General features: G+C 59.5%; 15 protein-coding genes. 7 read left to right on the top strand and 8 right to left on the bottom strand.

Annotation, left to right across the window (positions count from 1 at the left end):
• The first annotated feature begins 34 nt into the window (after window positions 1-34).
• Both ACYU81_RS02680 and ACYU81_RS02685 read left to right on the top strand, forming a co-directional pair.
• Window positions 35-1,573 carry a site-specific DNA-methyltransferase gene (locus ACYU81_RS02680; RefSeq protein WP_460986228.1) on the top strand — a complete coding sequence of 513 codons (1,539 nt, stop codon included), beginning with the start codon at window positions 35-37 and terminating at the stop codon, window positions 1,571-1,573.
• The gene (locus ACYU81_RS02685) at window positions 1,573-4,257 is read left to right on the top strand and encodes a DEAD/DEAH box helicase (protein ID WP_460986229.1); all 2,685 of its coding nucleotides are present in this window, start codon (window positions 1,573-1,575) and stop codon (window positions 4,255-4,257) included. The genes ACYU81_RS02680 and ACYU81_RS02685 overlap by 1 nt, the downstream gene beginning before the upstream one ends.
• Here the strand turns inward: ACYU81_RS02685 and ACYU81_RS02690 are convergent.
• Genes ACYU81_RS02690 through ACYU81_RS02700 form a run of 3 tightly spaced genes read right to left on the bottom strand, consistent with a single transcriptional unit; the run spans window position 4,254 to window position 5,128 of the window.
• On the bottom strand, window positions 4,254-4,565 hold the full coding sequence (locus tag ACYU81_RS02690) for a hypothetical protein (protein ID WP_460986230.1): 312 nt from the start codon (window positions 4,563-4,565) through the stop codon (window positions 4,254-4,256). The two genes, ACYU81_RS02685 and ACYU81_RS02690, sit on opposite strands and share 4 nt — an antisense overlap.
• Before the next feature lie 45 nt (window positions 4,566-4,610).
• On the bottom strand, window positions 4,611-4,862 hold the full coding sequence (locus tag ACYU81_RS02695) for an EexN family lipoprotein (RefSeq protein ID WP_460988096.1): 252 nt from the start codon (window positions 4,860-4,862) through the stop codon (window positions 4,611-4,613).
• A gap of 14 nt (window positions 4,863-4,876) precedes the next feature.
• Entirely contained in the window at window positions 4,877-5,128 is a 252-nt protein-coding gene (locus ACYU81_RS02700; protein WP_460986231.1) for a hypothetical protein, read from the bottom strand.
• A gap of 358 nt (window positions 5,129-5,486) precedes the next feature.
• Here ACYU81_RS02700 and ACYU81_RS02705 point away from each other — a divergent pair, with 358 nt between their 5' ends.
• From ACYU81_RS02705 to ACYU81_RS02715, 3 genes are read left to right on the top strand one after another with little or no spacing between them, the layout of a single operon-like run.
• The gene (locus ACYU81_RS02705) at window positions 5,487-5,939 is read left to right on the top strand and encodes a DUF6932 family protein (protein WP_460986232.1); all 453 of its coding nucleotides are present in this window, start codon (window positions 5,487-5,489) and stop codon (window positions 5,937-5,939) included.
• Window positions 5,936-7,204 (top strand): helix-turn-helix domain-containing protein, encoded by a 1,269-nt coding sequence (locus ACYU81_RS02710; RefSeq protein WP_460986233.1) that lies wholly within the window; start codon window positions 5,936-5,938, stop codon window positions 7,202-7,204. The genes ACYU81_RS02705 and ACYU81_RS02710 overlap by 4 nt, the downstream gene beginning before the upstream one ends.
• 10 nt (window positions 7,205-7,214) lie before the next feature.
• Window positions 7,215-8,300 carry a beta family protein gene (locus ACYU81_RS02715; protein WP_460986234.1) on the top strand — a complete coding sequence of 362 codons (1,086 nt, stop codon included), beginning with the start codon at window positions 7,215-7,217 and terminating at the stop codon, window positions 8,298-8,300.
• On the opposite strand, the gene ACYU81_RS02720 is transcribed toward ACYU81_RS02715, so the two are convergent.
• Window positions 8,269-8,850 carry a sce7726 family protein gene (locus tag ACYU81_RS02720; RefSeq protein ID WP_460986235.1) on the bottom strand — a complete coding sequence of 194 codons (582 nt, stop codon included), beginning with the start codon at window positions 8,848-8,850 and terminating at the stop codon, window positions 8,269-8,271. The two genes, ACYU81_RS02715 and ACYU81_RS02720, sit on opposite strands and share 32 nt — an antisense overlap.
• An 897-nt stretch (window positions 8,851-9,747) precedes the next feature.
• On the opposite strand from ACYU81_RS02720, the gene ACYU81_RS02725 reads away from it, so the two are divergent.
• On the top strand, window positions 9,748-10,590 hold the full coding sequence (locus ACYU81_RS02725; protein WP_460986236.1) for an Abi family protein: 843 nt from the start codon (window positions 9,748-9,750) through the stop codon (window positions 10,588-10,590).
• A 50-nt stretch (window positions 10,591-10,640) separates the two neighbouring features.
• Here the strand turns inward: ACYU81_RS02725 and ACYU81_RS02730 are convergent, their stop codons facing one another.
• The 4 genes from ACYU81_RS02730 to ACYU81_RS02745 form a co-directional block, all read right to left on the bottom strand.
• A complete protein-coding gene (locus ACYU81_RS02730) occupies window positions 10,641-11,849 on the bottom strand; it encodes a relaxase/mobilization nuclease domain-containing protein (protein WP_460986237.1) in 1,209 nt (402 codons plus the stop codon).
• Window positions 11,846-12,433 (bottom strand): ribbon-helix-helix protein, CopG family, encoded by a 588-nt coding sequence (locus ACYU81_RS02735; protein ID WP_460986239.1) that lies wholly within the window; start codon window positions 12,431-12,433, stop codon window positions 11,846-11,848. The genes ACYU81_RS02730 and ACYU81_RS02735 overlap by 4 nt, the downstream gene beginning before the upstream one ends.
• Window positions 12,430-13,608 carry a replication initiation protein RepC gene (repC, locus tag ACYU81_RS02740; protein WP_460986240.1) on the bottom strand — a complete coding sequence of 393 codons (1,179 nt, stop codon included), beginning with the start codon at window positions 13,606-13,608 and terminating at the stop codon, window positions 12,430-12,432. Before repC ends, ACYU81_RS02735 begins: the two co-directional genes overlap by 4 nt.
• Before the next feature lie 240 nt (window positions 13,609-13,848).
• The gene (locus tag ACYU81_RS02745) at window positions 13,849-14,643 is read right to left on the bottom strand and encodes a sulfite exporter TauE/SafE family protein (RefSeq protein WP_460986241.1); all 795 of its coding nucleotides are present in this window, start codon (window positions 14,641-14,643) and stop codon (window positions 13,849-13,851) included.
• Between the two features lie 167 nt (window positions 14,644-14,810).
• On the opposite strand from ACYU81_RS02745, the gene ACYU81_RS02750 reads away from it, so the two are divergent.
• Window positions 14,811-15,485 (top strand): glutathione S-transferase family protein, encoded by a 675-nt coding sequence (locus tag ACYU81_RS02750; RefSeq protein WP_196224182.1) that lies wholly within the window; start codon window positions 14,811-14,813, stop codon window positions 15,483-15,485.
• The last annotated feature ends 102 nt before the right edge of the window (window positions 15,486-15,587 follow it).

The following is a 15,587-nucleotide window of genomic DNA, read 5'->3' on the forward strand; positions in this document are numbered from 1 at the left end:
CCTTGATACTTATTACCGAAGGAAGTGAATAGTAATGCCAACGCTGTCGTGGTTGACGCGCGAAAAGGATGTGAAGTGCGCGGACGGCGTGGCTTATCGATTGCTGGAGCGGGACGATGAGCTAAGCGTCGGCTCGCCTGATTTCGGCAACATGCTGATCCAAGGCGATAATCTTCAAGCCCTGAAAAGCCTGCTGCCCTATTATCGGGGACAGGTGAAGTGCATCTATATCGACCCGCCCTACAACACGCGGTCCGCCTTCGAACATTATGACGACAATCTGGAGCATAGCCAGTGGCTGGCGATGATTTGGCCGCGCTTGGTGCTGCTACGCGAACTGCTGGCGGAAGACGGCAGCATCTGGGTGTCGATCGACGACAATGAAGGACATTACCTCAAGGTCATCATGGATGAGGTGTTCGGGCGGCGGAATTTCATCGCGTCTAATGTCTGGCAGAAACGCTATTCGCGTGAAAACCGCGAAGCGATTGGCGACGTACATGAATACCTGACAGTCTACGCGAAATCACCCGAAGCCTTCAAAGCCGCACGCAACCGCATCCCGCTCGATGAGCAGCAGGCGAAGATTTATAAGAATCCAGGGAATTCGAAGGAAACAGACCCAACTAAGCGCTGGCGCGGCCTTCCAATGACCGCTCAAGGTTTCCGACCTAACCAGATGTACATTATCACCGCGCCCAACGGCACCCAGCATCGACCGCCAGAGGGCCGGTGCTGGTCGATGGTCGAACCTGAGTTCGAGAAGTTCAAGGCTCGAAATCGCATCTACTGGGGTAAGGACGGTAACGCTCAGCCAAGCGTCATCCGGTATTTATCGGAGGTCGAAGGCCTTGTCCCATGGACTTGGTGGCCACACACTGAGGTCGGCCACACCGACGAGAGCAAAAAAGAATGTAACGAGCTTTTCGGTGCAAGCGTGAGCTTCGGCACACCCAAACCAGAACGCCTGCTGCAGCGCGTCCTTCACATCGCGACCAATCCCGGTGATCTCGTTTTAGACTCTTTTCTCGGCTCCGGCACCACGGCGGCCGTCGCACACAAGATGGGGCGGCGCTGGATCGGCATCGAAATGGGCGACCATGCGCAATCCCATTGCGCCCCGCGCCTGCGCAAGGTGATCGACGGCGAACAGGGTGGCATCAGCAAATCCGTGGACTGGCAGGGCGGCGGCGGCTTTGCCTATTATCGCCTTGGAGAGGCCGTGTTCGACGGCAATGGCGCGATCAATCCCGGCATTGCCTTCGCCCCGCTGGCCGCGCATATCTGGTTCTCCGAAACCGGTCTGCCCTTTGCAGGCAAGGCGGATACGCCGTTCATCGGGGAACATGACGGCGGGGGCCTTGCCTTGCTCTACAACGGCATCCTTGGCGACAAGCGCGTGTCTGGCGGCAATGTGCTGACCCGCAAGACGCTGGCCACGGTCCGCGCTGCGGCAAGTGGGTTCTCTGGCCCGATCACCGTTTATGGCGAGGCATCGCGCCTGTCGCCGGAAAGTCTGCGCGCCGAAGGCATCACCTTTAAGCAGACACCCTATGATGTGAAAGCGCGCTGATGCTGCTCAAGGCCTACCAGACCGATACGCTTTCCCTCCTGCGCCGCTTTCTGGAAGAAGCGCGGCTGCATGGCCCCAAGGCGGCCTATGAGGCGATCACGCAGGAACCTGATCAGGCCAAGCGCCTGCGCGGCTATGGCGGGAAGTATGAGCCGCTGCTGGGTCAGGAGGACATGCCCTACGTCTGCCTGCGCCTGCCCACCGGCGGCGGCAAGACTCTGCTGGCCGCCCATGCGGTCGGCGTGGCGCGGGATGCGTGGATCGACGCCGAATTCCCGCTCGTCCTGTGGTTGGTGCCGACCAACATGATCCGCACACAGACGGTCGATGCCCTGAACAATCCGCGCCATCCCTACCGCGCGGCGCTGGATGACAAGTTCGGCGGGCGAGTCCGGATTTATGACATAGGCGATTTCGGACGGATCAGGGCGCATGATCTGGCAGGCAATTGCTGCGTCGTGGTCGGCACGCTCCAGACGCTGCGCGTGGAAAGCACCGATGGGCGTAAGGTCTATGCGCATCATGAAGAACTGGAGCCGCTGTTCAGCGCGGTGCCGCGCCGCATGGCAGGGCTGGAAACGCTGGGGCCGGACATGGCGGCCAAGGTCGGCGGACATCCCGACGACATTCGCTACAGCTTCGCCAACCTATGTTATCTGCGCCGCCCCCTGATGATCGTGGACGAGGCGCACAAGGCCGTCACGGGCCTCAGCCGCGAAATGCAGGCGCGCGTGAACCCAAGCGCGATCATCGAATTCACCGCCACGCCGCACAAGAAGAGCAACATCCTCCACAGCGTCAGCGCGATGGAACTGAAGGACGAGCAGATGATCAAGCTGCCCGTGCGGCTTGAGGAACATGCCGACTGGGAAAGCGCGGTGACGGGCGCGATCCTGAAACGCGCCGAATTGGCGGAGGAGGCGGCGAAGGATCGCGCGGGCTATATCCGTCCGATCGTGCTGTTCCAGGCGGAGGACAAGAACCGCGAGGTCACGGTGGAGGTGCTGCGCGATCACCTCGTCAACACGCACCATGTCGATCCTGCCGCCATCGCTGTGGCGACCGGCGATCAGCGCGGGCTGGACGGCATCAACCTGTTCGATCCTTCCTGCCCCATCGAATATGTCATTACTGTAGAAGCGCTGAAGGAAGGCTGGGACTGCTCCTTCGCCTATGTCTTCTGCTCTGTAGCCAACATCAAGAGCGCGACGGATGCGGAACAGTTGCTGGGCCGCGTGCTGCGCATGCCTTACGCCACGAGGCGCAAGGCCCCGATGCTCAACAAGGCCTACGCTAACCTTGTGTCGAAGTCCTTCGCCGAAGCCGCGAACACCCTGCGCGACCGGCTCGTGGACATGGGCTTTGAGGAAAGCGAAGCCGAAGCCAATATCGAAGCAGAACAGGGCACGCTCGACGATGGCCTGTGGGGTGAGAAGCGCCGTTCCCCGCCATCGACGCGCATCACCGTCGATGCCCCGCCGGACGCGCTGGCCGCCGTGAAGGCCGCCGCGCCGGAGAAAGTCAGGATCGATACCGCCCCGGACGCCGCGCCGACCATCACGGTGACGGGCTTTCTGCGGGAGGAGGAAAAGGCGGCGATCTTCGCCGCCCTGCCGGAAAAGGCGGCGCAGATCGTTCGCGAGGAAGTCGCGCGATACGAGGCGGAAAATGCCCATCAGGCATCCCCTGCCGAACTGACCGGGGATTTCATCATCCCGCGTCTGATGGCGTCGGTGCAAGGCGAACTGGTTTTCGCCGATGCCGACATATTGGGCGAGTATTTCGACTGGTCACTGGCTGATCATAGCGCCCAGCTCTCCCCCGCCGAGTTTTCCGTGCGGGACACCTCTGAAGCGTTCGAGATTGATCTCGACGGCGACAACCTGATGGTGCGGCATAGCGATCAGACGGATCAGCTCATGCTGGACGTGCCGGTCGATGGCTGGACTGAGGGTGGGCTGGTCAATCTGCTTGCTCGGCAGGTGCGGCAGGCGGATAGCGCGATCGGCCACGGCGAGATGATTGGCTGGCTGTCTGACGCGGTGCGCCATCTGACTGGGCCGCGCGGCATCCCGCTCGCCACGCTAATGCGCTGCCGCTTCATCCTGGCGCGCAAGCTGCGCGAAAAGATCGCCGCGATACGGGCCGAAGTGCGCAAGGCCGTCTATCAGCGGTGCCTGTTCGCGCCAGAAGCCAAGCCCGAACTGTCATTTGAAAACGGCTTCCGTTTTCATGAAGGCATGTTTGCCGGCGTACCCTTCTATCGAGGAACGAAATATCGCTTCGCCAAGCATTATCTTGGCTGGGATCGTGTCCCCCGCTTCGACGGTAAAGGCGATGATGGTGCAGACGGTGAAGAGTTTAAGGCCGCACAGCAACTCGACAGCATGGGACAGGTGGATTTTTGGGTACGGAACGTGTCCAAACATCCAGATGCCTTCTCGTTTCCTCTTGCAAACAATCGCACATATCCTGATTTCGTCGGGAAGCTAAAAGACGGTCGGACGCTGGTGGTCGAATATAAGGGCGATCATCTGGTGACGGAGTCCACGGAAAAGCGAGCCATCGGTCAATTGTGGCAAGAGGCCAGTAAGGGCCAGGGCGTCTATGTCTTCGCGGAGAAGGAACGTGATGGCATGAACGTGAAGCAGCAGATCGCCGAAGCTATTGAGAGGGGAGTTTAGGCGCTGCTCATGCCCGGGGTGACCATTTCTGCGCGGTCCCTTGCAACGACTATGGCACTATATTCGCGTAGCACCTGATCGACCGTAGCATCATCAGTCACGTTGAACGATTCTGCCACCCTCCGAGCTTGCGTGGTTCGCATTTCCAGCCAAGTAATCCGCGCCCGATCGGGCGCCTCCCGCTGATACTCGGCGTCGATCTGCTCGCTATAGCCGGCGATAACGTCATTGATGGCCTCCAGCGCCACCTCATAGGCGATCGCCTGATCTTGTGACCATTTCGGAAAGTGCCCTGCTGCTTCGGTCATGCTTCTGCCTCCTCCAGTCGTGGGAATGATACCCGCTCACAATCCTTATTGGTCTTTCCATTTCGGCTGCCATGCTCCCTTCTCCCAGACTTGCCGCGTTCGTTTCTGCGCCCGTCGGAATTCGTCCCCCGCGATTTCTTGGATTGCGATGGCAGCGTGTCCGCAATTCGCTCCGGCGTCCGCATGGTGCAGGCATTGGGCAGACTGGCGGCGGGCTTCTTCAACATGAGCCTTGTAGTACCCGACTGATTTGTCCTCCCCACATCCGATCAGCGATAGCGCGGCTATCGGTGCCATACGGATGTACCGCTTCACGGCATCGTTCCCTTGGCGGCGTGTTGGCACCCCTCAGCGTCAGTCTCGGGGATGGTTCGAAGAAAGTTGATACGTTCAAGGAATTTAGGGAGCATATCAGGGTCCTCGTCCCAGACCACGAGGAATACATCGAACAGCAAGTCCGGCAGGGTAGTACGGTAGTCGCTTTCCAAATGGCGAAGCATCTCGAGAATACGATCGAGCTTAGCTTCAGGTTCAAATGGGTCAAATTCGATTGACGACGACATGCTGCCTCCTTGTTGACCAGAGAGGCGCTGACCCGGATCAGCCGGGTGTTGGAAACCTGGACTCTCGCACAGGCGCTGCCGTTTTTGGGCAGAGCCTTGGACATGTACGACAGCCACCCGGCCAGAACGATGTCCTGACCGGCTGAGAGTTCCGAGGTTTCCACGCCTCACCCACCGTCTCTGGAGGGCGGCAGGACAATGGCAAAATGACATCGGAGAGGCAACGACGAAAGCGATCTCACCCTCAATGGCCGACCATCGCCGCGTTCTGCCCGAAAGCTCACAGCGCGAGAAACACTTCTCCCACCTCTAGACAAACATAAGACACAACGATAATGTTGTGTCCATGATACCGCCCTTGATCAATATTGGCGCGCCGACGCCATGGCCGGTTCTTCCTCCGGGCATCCACGATACTGATTTTCAAGAGATCGAGGCAGTCTTCGCCAGCACGCCGCATAGGCAATGGCTGTTTGACGGCTTCGTCCGGGCGGCAGATGCGCTTGCTGCTGCCGGTTGTAAAATCGCCTATCTCGATGGAAGCTTCGTCACCGGCAAGCCGCATCCCGACGACTATGACGGATGCTGGGATCATAGCGGGGTGGATTTGTCACTCCTTGATCCGGTGCTCAAAAGCTTTGAGTCCAAAAGATTGAAACAGAAGCGGAAATATTTCGGTGAAATGTTTCCGGCGATTTCGATGGCTGCACCTGGGCTCAGCTTTCTTCAGTTCTTTCAGATCGAAAAATACTCTCAACGTCCCAAAGGCATCTTGCGTGTCTCGCTCGCCGCGAAAGGAGCGACGCCATGATCACAAACGAAAAGCAGTACCGCTCTACCAGAGCCTTGATCGAGCAATTCCGCATCGGCCTGTCGTCGTTGGTGCCGAGCAATCACCCGGATATGTCCCCTGACATGCTGGCGCTCCAGCGCGATGCCATTCAGAGCCAGATCCTCGATCTGGAGAATGAAGCAGGTGCTTATGATGCTCTGCGCTCCGGTCAGATCACCTCATTCTCGGCTAACAATCTCAGCGACCTTCCCGATATATTAATTCAGGCGCGGATTGCGCGGGGCATGAGCCAACGCGATCTTGGCGACTATCTCGGGCTGAAAGAGCAGCAGATCCAGCGCTATGAAGCGGAGCGCTATCGTTCTGCCAGTCTCGATCGGCTGATCGAGGTCGCGGACGCTCTTGGGGTGCAAATCCACAAGCGGGCCGAACTTGTCGGGGACACCAGTCTGGGTTCTGTCGATCCATCAATGTGGCAGGCTTTTCCGATCGCGGAAATGTTCAAGCGCGGATGGTTCGACGATTTTGACGGATCGTTAGCCCAAGCGAAAAAGGCTGCCGCCCAGTTGGTGCCAGTCTTCCTGAAGCATGCCCAGGCGCCTCGTGCCTTTGCCGGACTTCATCGCAAATCTGTTCGTGCCAACGGGCAGGTGCATGAAGCCGCGATCGTCGCATGGGAGGCGCGGGTCAGGCAGGTTGCCCAGCGCTGCCCGCCAGAGGTCGAGTTCGAACCAGGCCGCATCGATGCAGCGTGGTTGAAGGACCTACTCGCCCTCACACTCCTAACCGATGGACCGGCCCGCGCGGTGGACCATTTGTATGAGATCGGAGTCTCTTTGATCGTTGAGCGCCAACTTCCCGGAACTCTTCTCGACGGTGCCGCTCTTCGTTCGCTGGACAGCCATGCCATCGTTGCCCTTACATTGCGTCATGATCGCCTCGACAATTTCTGGTTCACGCTGTTCCACGAAATTGGACATCTCAAGCTGCACATTGGCGATGGCGAGTTCACCGCCATCTTCGACGATACCGAGGCCCCATCCACGGACGCGATCGAGAATGAAGCGGATTATTTCGCGCAGGAAGCGCTTCTGACCAGCGAACAATGGGAAGTCGCGGCCTCACGATATCTGAGAACCGAAAAGGCGGTGATGGTCGACGCAAAGCGGTTCGGCGTCGGCCCTGCCGTCATTGCCGGTCGCATCCGCCGGGAAGCGAAAGACTACGCGCTTCTGAAAGGACTTGTCGGAAGTGGCGAGGTTCGCCGTCAGTTCAATATGTAAGAGGCACATTATGTCCATTTCGTCGAACGACTATATGCCGGTGCTCAAATGGCGCCAGGGCGAGTATCAGGGGCTGATGCGCCTCCATGATCCGGTAAAGGATCGTACGGTCCCTTTGATCGAAGTGACGCCGCCGGACTTCGATTTCGAGCTTCAGAAACCGACCAAAACGATAGACGAGCATATTGGCACTTTCGCCAGTCGCCTGGACAAAAAGTGGGGTAAACGCAGAGCGCTTCTCGATTGCAGCCTGTTGCCGCCAGCCATGCGGATGAGCGACGGCAGGCATCCCATGCTATATCTAGGGCAGGAGATCGTCGCGACCGGCAGGTCGATCATCCCGGTCGTTCGTCTGACGAGCGATCCAGACTATCGGCAGGCAGTCTATTGGGTCGATGCTCAAACGCTTGGCGGCGTGGCCCTGCGCTGTAACCTCGACGAGGCCGTCGATCCCGACTTCGACACACAGGTCGATGACCTCGTCCAGGAGCTTGGGATTGATCTGGCCGGCCTCGACCTCGTTCTGGACCTCGCCGCGCCGACATGGGAGCCGGAAAGCGGCTTGGTCGCGCTCATCATGATGGCACTTTCTGGGGCGAACACTTTCGCACAGGCGCGTAGCGTGACGATCGTCGGATCTTCCTTCCCCGATTCGATGGGGATGGTGACAGGCCCGATCCAGTTCTGGCCTAGGCGCGAATGGGCCGTCTATCGTGCGCTCTTGGCTGCCTTGCCCCTTGGCGCCCGCCGCCCAGGGTTCGGCGATTATACGATTGCCGGTCCAGGATTTGCGCAAGGTGATATGCGGCTTTTAAAGCCCTCAGCCACCATCCGTTACGCCTGCAATGATGGCTGGATCATCGCCAAGGGCAGTAACGTGCGGGACAATGGCTTCGCGCAGTACCAGACCTGCAGCGGGACGATTACAACGTCTCCGCTCTTTCTCGGGGCACATTTCTCACGCGGAAGCGCCTATATCGACGGCTGCCGCCTTGGCACAGAGAAGACAGGCAACCTAACCACTTGGCGATGGGTCGGCACCAACCAACACATCACAAAGGCCGTCAGTGACCTCGCCAGCCTTTCCTGGCTTTGAGCGTTTCGCGCACAAGTGTGGCTACAGCCCTTGGCTGAAGTTCTGAAACGAGAGTTGCGTAGAGGATGGCCCTGGGCGAGCGCAGCAGTCGTTCCGGGTGGCCGCGTTCACGTAGAATGGCGGCAACCTCGTCATGCCAGAGAAGCCGTGCCAGCGACATTGGGTTCACCATTGGGTTTGCCCGTTCGTCTCGCAGACGCTTGAAGATGACGCCCCCCGTGACACCTCGATCGGCAAGGACAACGCCCCACCAGTTCGGCAAAACCTCTAGCGCGCTGGCAAGATGTCTCGGTGCGACGATCAGCGATGCCCGGTCGACCACCTCTCCATATGCGCTGATCTGACCGGGCAGCCGCTTAATGTTGTCGGCATCGGACTTGATTTCCATGCCCCTAAAATGTCCATTGATCACCGCTATGTCGATACGATTGGCACCGTGTCCGACGCCGAGTTCGTCGATAACGCGCGTGTCGGGACAACGGCGGGCATGACTCAAAAGTCGCCCATAAGCCGCCCGGCGCACATCGATGTCGCGAAGAATCTGCCCCATGATTGCGCGGTAGCGCCATCGGCACGGCTCATGCAAGTCTCCAACGACAGGACGAGCGGGCTTCGGCTCAGCCGCCCGATTTTACAGGGCAATCATATGGGCGGCCCTGAACAGAGGTCTTGGGCGCTGATACCTTGAGCCGATTCACGCATACAGGATAGCGACCTATGAATCATCGGTGTCGCTGAGGCTAAGGTTGCAATGGGGGGTATCTTCTTGCGCCAAATGGCCCAGCGAGCTGAAGATTGCGTCCAAAAACTACCTAAAAATTTTTATAGGCCGGAGTGGAAAAATCCAGGCAGCTACAGCATATTGAGCGCGACGGTCTGCCGTCTTCTTCCTGCATTGCTCCACGGCCCGCAATCTTGGGCACAATGGAGTGACCCGGAGCCCGGGCTTTCACCCGGACCCAAGGAGGTTGATATGCGGATCGCATGCAACTGGCCGAGGTCAGTGTCGGTTACCGACTACTGGCGTTTCCGGCTTGGGCAGTGGGAGCATGTTTGCTCACACTGTCGTTCATACCCTACTCGTTGACGCGGCGTAGGTAACCAACTTGCGGCGGACCGTCACCTTAGAGTCTGAACATCGAGCAAAAGCAAGTTCAGATTTTCGTTCATCAGGCCCACTGCCCGTTGGACGAAAATATGCGTGGTCGGTTCAGATTGCGGTTGGCAAAATGCGCCGAGCCGAAGTTTCGGTTATTGATTTGTTGGATTTCGACGCATATGTCGGTGTCGATCGCACCCGCCCGGCCTCTGTCCGAAAGGATATGCACACTGGGCGGGTCTTTTATTTTTGGGCAAAGCGTAGCAGAAAGCGGGCAATATGACCCGAACCTTCGCAAAACCTGCTCTCACTTGGCAGCAGCAAATCGATCATCTTCGTGCCAATGGCATGCGTATCGACGACGAAGACCGCGCCGTTTACTGGTTGCGCCACGTCAGCTATTATCGACTGAGTGCCTATTGGCTCTATTTTGAGCACCCGAAGGATCATGCCGGGCCACGGTTTCGGGAAGACACGACTTTCGATCGGGTAACCGCGCTATATGATTTCGATCGAATTTTACGACGCCTCATCATGCGTGGCACGGAGCATGTCGAAGTCGCTCTGCGAGGGAGCTGGGCGTATCACCTCAGCCAGATCAACGATGGTCATAGCTACCTTGACGCCAGCCTTTATGATGATCGGCGCGAATTTCACACGAACTTATCGAAGCTGGCCAGCGAGACGGGATTTTCTCGCGAAACTTATGTGAAGCATTATCGAGAATCTTATGACGTGCCAGCCATCCCACCAGTCTGGGTGGTGGCGGAAATGATGTCTTTCGGCCAGCTTTCCCGCTGGTATTCCAATCTCCGCAACCGTGCATTGCGAAACCAGATTGCGAAGCCGCTTGGGCTGCCAGAAACCGTCCTTGTGCCGCTTGTGCGTCACGTTACCGATCTGCGGAATATCTGCGCTCACCATGGCCGTCTATGGAACCGTGGCTTCCTGATTCCACCTCGGCTTGCGCAAAAGCCCGCCGACCTCCGAGACACGCTGGATCAGGCGGCCACGCAGGCGCCTGCCAAGCTGTACAATGGCGCCTGCCTAATCGCACACGTTATCAGGACAGTGGCGCCTAATTCAACGTGGCGCACAGATTTCGCGGCCCACATCGACACGCATCCTGAAGGCGATTTGGCCGCAATGGGTTTTCCCGCCGATTGGAAAACCCGGCCCATGTGGCAGTGAGCGCCTTGCGCCCGCTGGGCTGGCGGGCGCAAGGCGGACATCTGATTCGTTCAACGTGACGGCGGATCTACATCACGCTCTCGGTCATGATGCATAGCTCGCTGGCGATCGAGTATCATCTCTTCCAACTTTTGCGCCTGCTGGGAAAGCCTATCGGCAGCACGCGGCAATTGCACATCGCTACCTATGCGATGTGCATCTTTCCTCTGCTCATTCAGCTTTGCCGTAGAGGCCCTGACCTTTTCCGCGACCTCGGCGATTCGGACCATCATCGCCTGCGATTTCTCGGACATGAGCGGCGCGGCAGCCTCGCGATCCGGTGACGTGATCGCCATGGATGCAACCAGCCCGCGCAGGGCTTTCGCACAAGACAGCTCGGAATCCCCACCGTGGCGTTCAAGTTCGTCGATGGCGCGCATGTAGATCGACGTTACCCGGTCCATATTCTCGGCGCGGTGCCGATCTGCGGCGCCCCCAGGCTCCGCCAATGGCCTTTGCTGGCGATCGCGGGCCTTCTGAGCCACAATGTCTTCCCGCCTCGGCGGAAAGCCACGCGCCGCGCGCCGCGTCGCGTCTGCTTCCACACCGCGTGCGCGGAGGTTCTCGGCAAACCGCTCGCGGCAATGGGCCAAGAACTCGCGGTCGGGATTGAAGCGGCGACCGTCCTCGTCCCGGTTGGCGACGATCAGGTGAACATGCGGATGCGGCTCGTCGGTGTGTAGCGCCATAACCCATCGACGATTTGTCATGTCCTGCTCGGCAAAGTCCCTGACGGCCTCGTGCACCTTGGCGGGGTCCGTGCCGGGAGGCATGGAGAATACCATCGCCAGCGCCGTTGCTCCCTTCCTCCGCGTCTCGTCGGACATTTCGTGGAGTTGCCATTCGCGTGCCAGTTGCTGCATCTCGTCAGCCCGCTCCAGCAATTTGCCTTCGCTAGTTTCCAGCGGCAGAGGCTCCTGATCGCCCACGCCCAGACGGGCAACATAGGTGAAGGCGCCAAGCACGCTACCCGCCCCGTGGATGCGCCCGGTGATCTTCACCACGGTCTGCGGGGCACGACGCGTCGTCCGCTCCAGCGTCTCCATTGCTCGCTGGCTTCTGTTAGCGGGTGGCCGGAAATTCCCCCAGTTGCCAGATAGCATCGCACGGGCGAGTTGGCCGTTACCTTTGCGATCGATCTTGCCGCGCCGCGCGCTACGGGCACCCTGTATCCGCTCCAGCCCGTCCAGCGTTTCGTCGGAAAACTGAAACCCCGTCATGCGCTACGCTTCCTGGTTCTGGATGCACTATTGCCGCTCCCGGTCCAATAGCTGACCTCCGCCGCCGTGATGCTGGACAGGTCGAAAGTGGCTGTAGCGATGATGGTCGATAGCCGATCCTCCATCCCGATCACCGCCTGCGCGGCAAGTTCGATCGGGACAGAAGCATCGGGCCTGTTGGCGGCATTCACCGCCTTTACCGCCTGATTGAGCGAGCGCCCGATCGCGCGAACCTGTACGGCCAGCTTGAGGATGGATTGGGCGCTCGCCGGTGCCAAGCGCAATTCACCCGCCCGGTCCCATAATTGCCAGCGGATCGTCCGCTTGATCCACTGCCCGCGGGTCAGGCCCGCCTGCCCGGCGACGGTTTCCATCGCCGCGACTTCCTCAGAAGGGAAGCGCATGGACACCAGTTTTGACGGGCAGGTGAATGCCGGAACATCGCGGATTTCATTGGGCCGTTTTTGCAGAGCGTCGATCAACGCGCGCTTGATCCATGCGCTGCGCGTCATCCCGGCAGCCTTGGCAAGAAGGTCGATCGTCTGGGCAAGATCGTCCTCGATCCTGAGGCCAACCGCCGTCATGACAGCCTCGTGCAGCGAGCATAACGTGCAGCCATTTGTCCGAAAATGCTGTCAGTTATGCTATCCTGCGCATTTCCAATCTCACTCTTCCCCGCCTTCTTCCTTTCGTCCTTACGATCGCGGATCGCAGCGACCATCCCGGCAAGGTTCATCGTTCCCGCCGAGGTGGATTTCACCATCCCTGCCAAACACCCCGCAGGTTTGCGGACATGGTAGCGATGACCGGAGGACAGGGTGGCGTTGCGCTGGATGATGATGACGCAAAGGGCTGCATGTTCACGTCCAAGGCGAGCGCAGGCGGACTGCCAGGACCGCTGACCAATCCCCATCTGGATAGCCACATTGAACGACGTTTCCACAATGCCGGACCAAGTGGTTCCGCCAAACATCGAAAGAGCCTCACGATACTCGTCGGTAGCGATCATGGCAGCCTGCTGGGGTGACATGCGCAGGTCGGGCGCTCGCGACGGCTCCCCGGCGCTACAGGTTTTTGAAGATTGTTCTGGTGGTATATTGGGTGCGCAATTTTCTTCCGATCCATCGGAAATTTTCTGCGCACCGGCACCATCGCAGAGCATGGTCAGGACGTTAGCCAAGGCATCCCTGATCGTCGTCAGCCGGTCCAAATCAGCGATGCGCGCCGTTCGCCCATGCGGCAAAATCTCATCGGCCATCGAGCGCAGGTTCATCTGTTCGCTCGAACGGATCGCATGATTGATCTGGCGGATTTCGGCCTTGCACTGATCGACCGCGCGATCCCGCAGCCGGATCGCTTGCAGCTTGTCCTGCAATTCGTGAAAGCGAAGGATCAGCGGGGCCAGATTGATGCCGGACGCCCAGATGACCCGTCCGTCACGCCGCTTGCCATAACGCGCGCCGTTGCCGCCCGTGGACCGGATCAGGAAGCCCGCATCTTCCAGTTCCCGTTCCGCGCCATTGACGGAACGGGGGGTGAGGCCGATCGCTCGTGCTGTGGTCGCCACCTGGGACCAGACAGCGCAGACGCGGCCTTTGCGGTAATCCTCATCCGATGTTCTGAGGACATAGTGCCGAACCAGCGCAATGGCGGTCTTGGACAAGCGATAATGGGATTTGGCGACCTGCTCGAAGACAGACAGCAAATCGAAGCGGCCTTGTCCTTCTGGCAGGCCGTCATGAGTGAGGGCGATGCTCATTGCACCGCTCCCGCATCACCGGTACACTGAACACTCCAATCCCGAGCTGTGGTTTGGTTTGCCCTCGCGTTGGTGCCAGCCTTCGCGGGGGCTTTATTTTGCCTCCCGGGCGGCCTGCCACGGTTAGACATTGTCCCCGCAACCGCTTGATTTCCCGTTGAGCGGAATCGACGGGTTAGACATTTGAAACCCGCCGGATACCTCGATTGTAGAAGCCCGGCTCGGGCCTCCAAAGCTGCCTCATCCTGCGATAAGGCGCCAGCCCACCAGAACCAGGATGATCGCCAGCAACGGCTGAAGCACGCGATCCGATGCGCGCGTCGCCAGCAGCGATCCGATGATGATGCCCGGGATTGATCCGATCAGCAGGTTGGCGAGCAGCATGCCGTTCACATTGCCGATCCACAAATGGCCAAGCCCGGCGATCAGGGTAAGCGGCACGGCGTGGACAATATCAGTCGCCACCAACCGTTGCAGCCGCATGCGGAGGGGATAGAGCGCAAGGAGCAAGGTCGCGCCGATCGCCCCCGCACCCACGGACGTCAATGTTACCATCGTCCCTAGCAGCGCACCCGCGGCAACCGTCAGCGGAGGCTGCCAACGCGTAAAGCGATCGGCGGTGCCAACGCGACGAGCCAAGGCCCAGCGATGGAATCGCCCGCGTAGGAGGGTTGCGATCGCCGTGACGACCAAGACGCCACCCAGCGCGCTAGTGACAATGCCGCTCTTGATCTGCTGCATATGCGTCTGGGAAAGGATCAACAGCGTGATCAGCGCGGCCGGAAGGCTCCCCAAACACAGGCGCTTCACCACCTGATAATCCGGGCCGCCATCTGGCCCGCCGTGACGGTGATGGATCGCACCGCCCACTGACTTGGTGATGGCCGCAAACCATAGGTCGGTGCCGACCGCCGTCGCCGGTGCTACGCCGAAAAGCAGGATGAGGATTGGCGCCATCAGCGACCCGCCGCCAACACCCGTCATTCCGACCATGATTCCGACGAACAGGCCCGCTATTCCATGCAGCCAGTCCATAATTCCCCCCACTCGGCGTTCAGTTCGCCGTTGGGCCATACGACGGCCCCCATGATGCAGCCAAGCCCTGTACCAAGGATTTTCTACCAAAATAATATAGAAAGTGATTCGAATGCGCCATCCGGTTGCTCTCGACACCCCTTCCTTCGCCCGTCTAAAGAAGGGCGATGATGAAGCTATTCATAGGCAACAAGGCATATTCCAGCTGGTCTCTGCGCGGCTGGCTCGCCTGCAAGCTCAGCGGGTTGCCGTTTGAGGAAGTCGTGGTCCCCCTCTATGATGAAGCATGGGAAAGACGGCGCGAAGGCGATGAATTCGCCCCTTCTTCAGGTAAGGTGCCCATATTGTGGGACGGCGACGACACCGTTGTCTGGGACAGCCTGGCGATCATCGAATATCTGAACGAGAAGGCTGGCGGCGACAAATTCTGGCCCACCGACACGGCGGCGCGGGCGATGGCCCGGTCCATGGCGGCGGAGATGCATTCCAGCTTCGCGGCGCTGCGCCGCGAGCACAGCATGAACATCCGCCAGATTTACGACGCCGTGCCGCCCTCTGAGGCTGTCGCGCAGGACATCGCCCGTATCATGCAGCTATGGGCACAGGCCCGGGCTCGTTATGGCGGCGTGGGCGATTTCCTGTTCGGCGAATTTGGCGCGGTGGACGTGATGTTCGCCCCGGTCGTGACGCGCTTCATAACCTATCAGCTGCCCGTCGCACGCTTTGCCGAAGCCTATATGCAGGCGGTCGTCAATCATCCCTGGATGCAGGAATGGATCGGCGGCGCACAAGCCGAGGAATGGGTGATCGACCGATTCGAGGCGCCGCCGGTTTCGAATTGAGGTTGCGGCGGACCCTTCCTAAATCCTCCCTGCGCGAAGCGTGGGGAGGGGACCAGCCGAAGGCTGGTGGAGGGGAAAATGCGCGGCGTCAGTCCATTTCCC

The sequence above is a fragment of the Sphingobium sp. TomTYG75 genome (assembly GCF_054771635.1).

Bases quoted from the DNA above. Each gene is read 5' to 3' on its own strand.
- ACYU81_RS02680 (WP_460986228.1), top strand. From the start codon at position 35: ATGCCAACGCTGTCGTGGTTGACGCGCGAAAAGGATGTGAAGTGCGCG.
- ACYU81_RS02685 (WP_460986229.1), top strand. From the start codon at position 1,573: ATGCTGCTCAAGGCCTACCAGACCGATACGCTTTCCCTCCTGCGCCGC.
- ACYU81_RS02690 (WP_460986230.1), bottom strand. From the start codon at position 4,565: ATGACCGAAGCAGCAGGGCACTTTCCGAAATGGTCACAAGATCAGGCG.
- ACYU81_RS02695 (WP_460988096.1), bottom strand. From the start codon at position 4,862: ATGGCACCGATAGCCGCGCTATCGCTGATCGGATGTGGGGAGGACAAA.
- ACYU81_RS02700 (WP_460986231.1), bottom strand. From the start codon at position 5,128: ATGTCGTCGTCAATCGAATTTGACCCATTTGAACCTGAAGCTAAGCTC.
- ACYU81_RS02710 (WP_460986233.1), top strand. From the start codon at position 5,936: ATGATCACAAACGAAAAGCAGTACCGCTCTACCAGAGCCTTGATCGAG.
- ACYU81_RS02715 (WP_460986234.1), top strand. From the start codon at position 7,215: ATGTCCATTTCGTCGAACGACTATATGCCGGTGCTCAAATGGCGCCAG.
- ACYU81_RS02720 (WP_460986235.1), bottom strand. From the start codon at position 8,850: ATGGGGCAGATTCTTCGCGACATCGATGTGCGCCGGGCGGCTTATGGG.
- ACYU81_RS02725 (WP_460986236.1), top strand. From the start codon at position 9,748: ATGCGTATCGACGACGAAGACCGCGCCGTTTACTGGTTGCGCCACGTC.
- ACYU81_RS02730 (WP_460986237.1), bottom strand. From the start codon at position 11,849: ATGACGGGGTTTCAGTTTTCCGACGAAACGCTGGACGGGCTGGAGCGG.
- ACYU81_RS02735 (WP_460986239.1), bottom strand. From the start codon at position 12,433: ATGACGGCGGTTGGCCTCAGGATCGAGGACGATCTTGCCCAGACGATC.
- repC (WP_460986240.1), bottom strand. From the start codon at position 13,608: ATGAGCATCGCCCTCACTCATGACGGCCTGCCAGAAGGACAAGGCCGC.
- ACYU81_RS02745 (WP_460986241.1), bottom strand. From the start codon at position 14,643: ATGGACTGGCTGCATGGAATAGCGGGCCTGTTCGTCGGAATCATGGTC.
- ACYU81_RS02750 (WP_196224182.1), top strand. From the start codon at position 14,811: ATGATGAAGCTATTCATAGGCAACAAGGCATATTCCAGCTGGTCTCTG.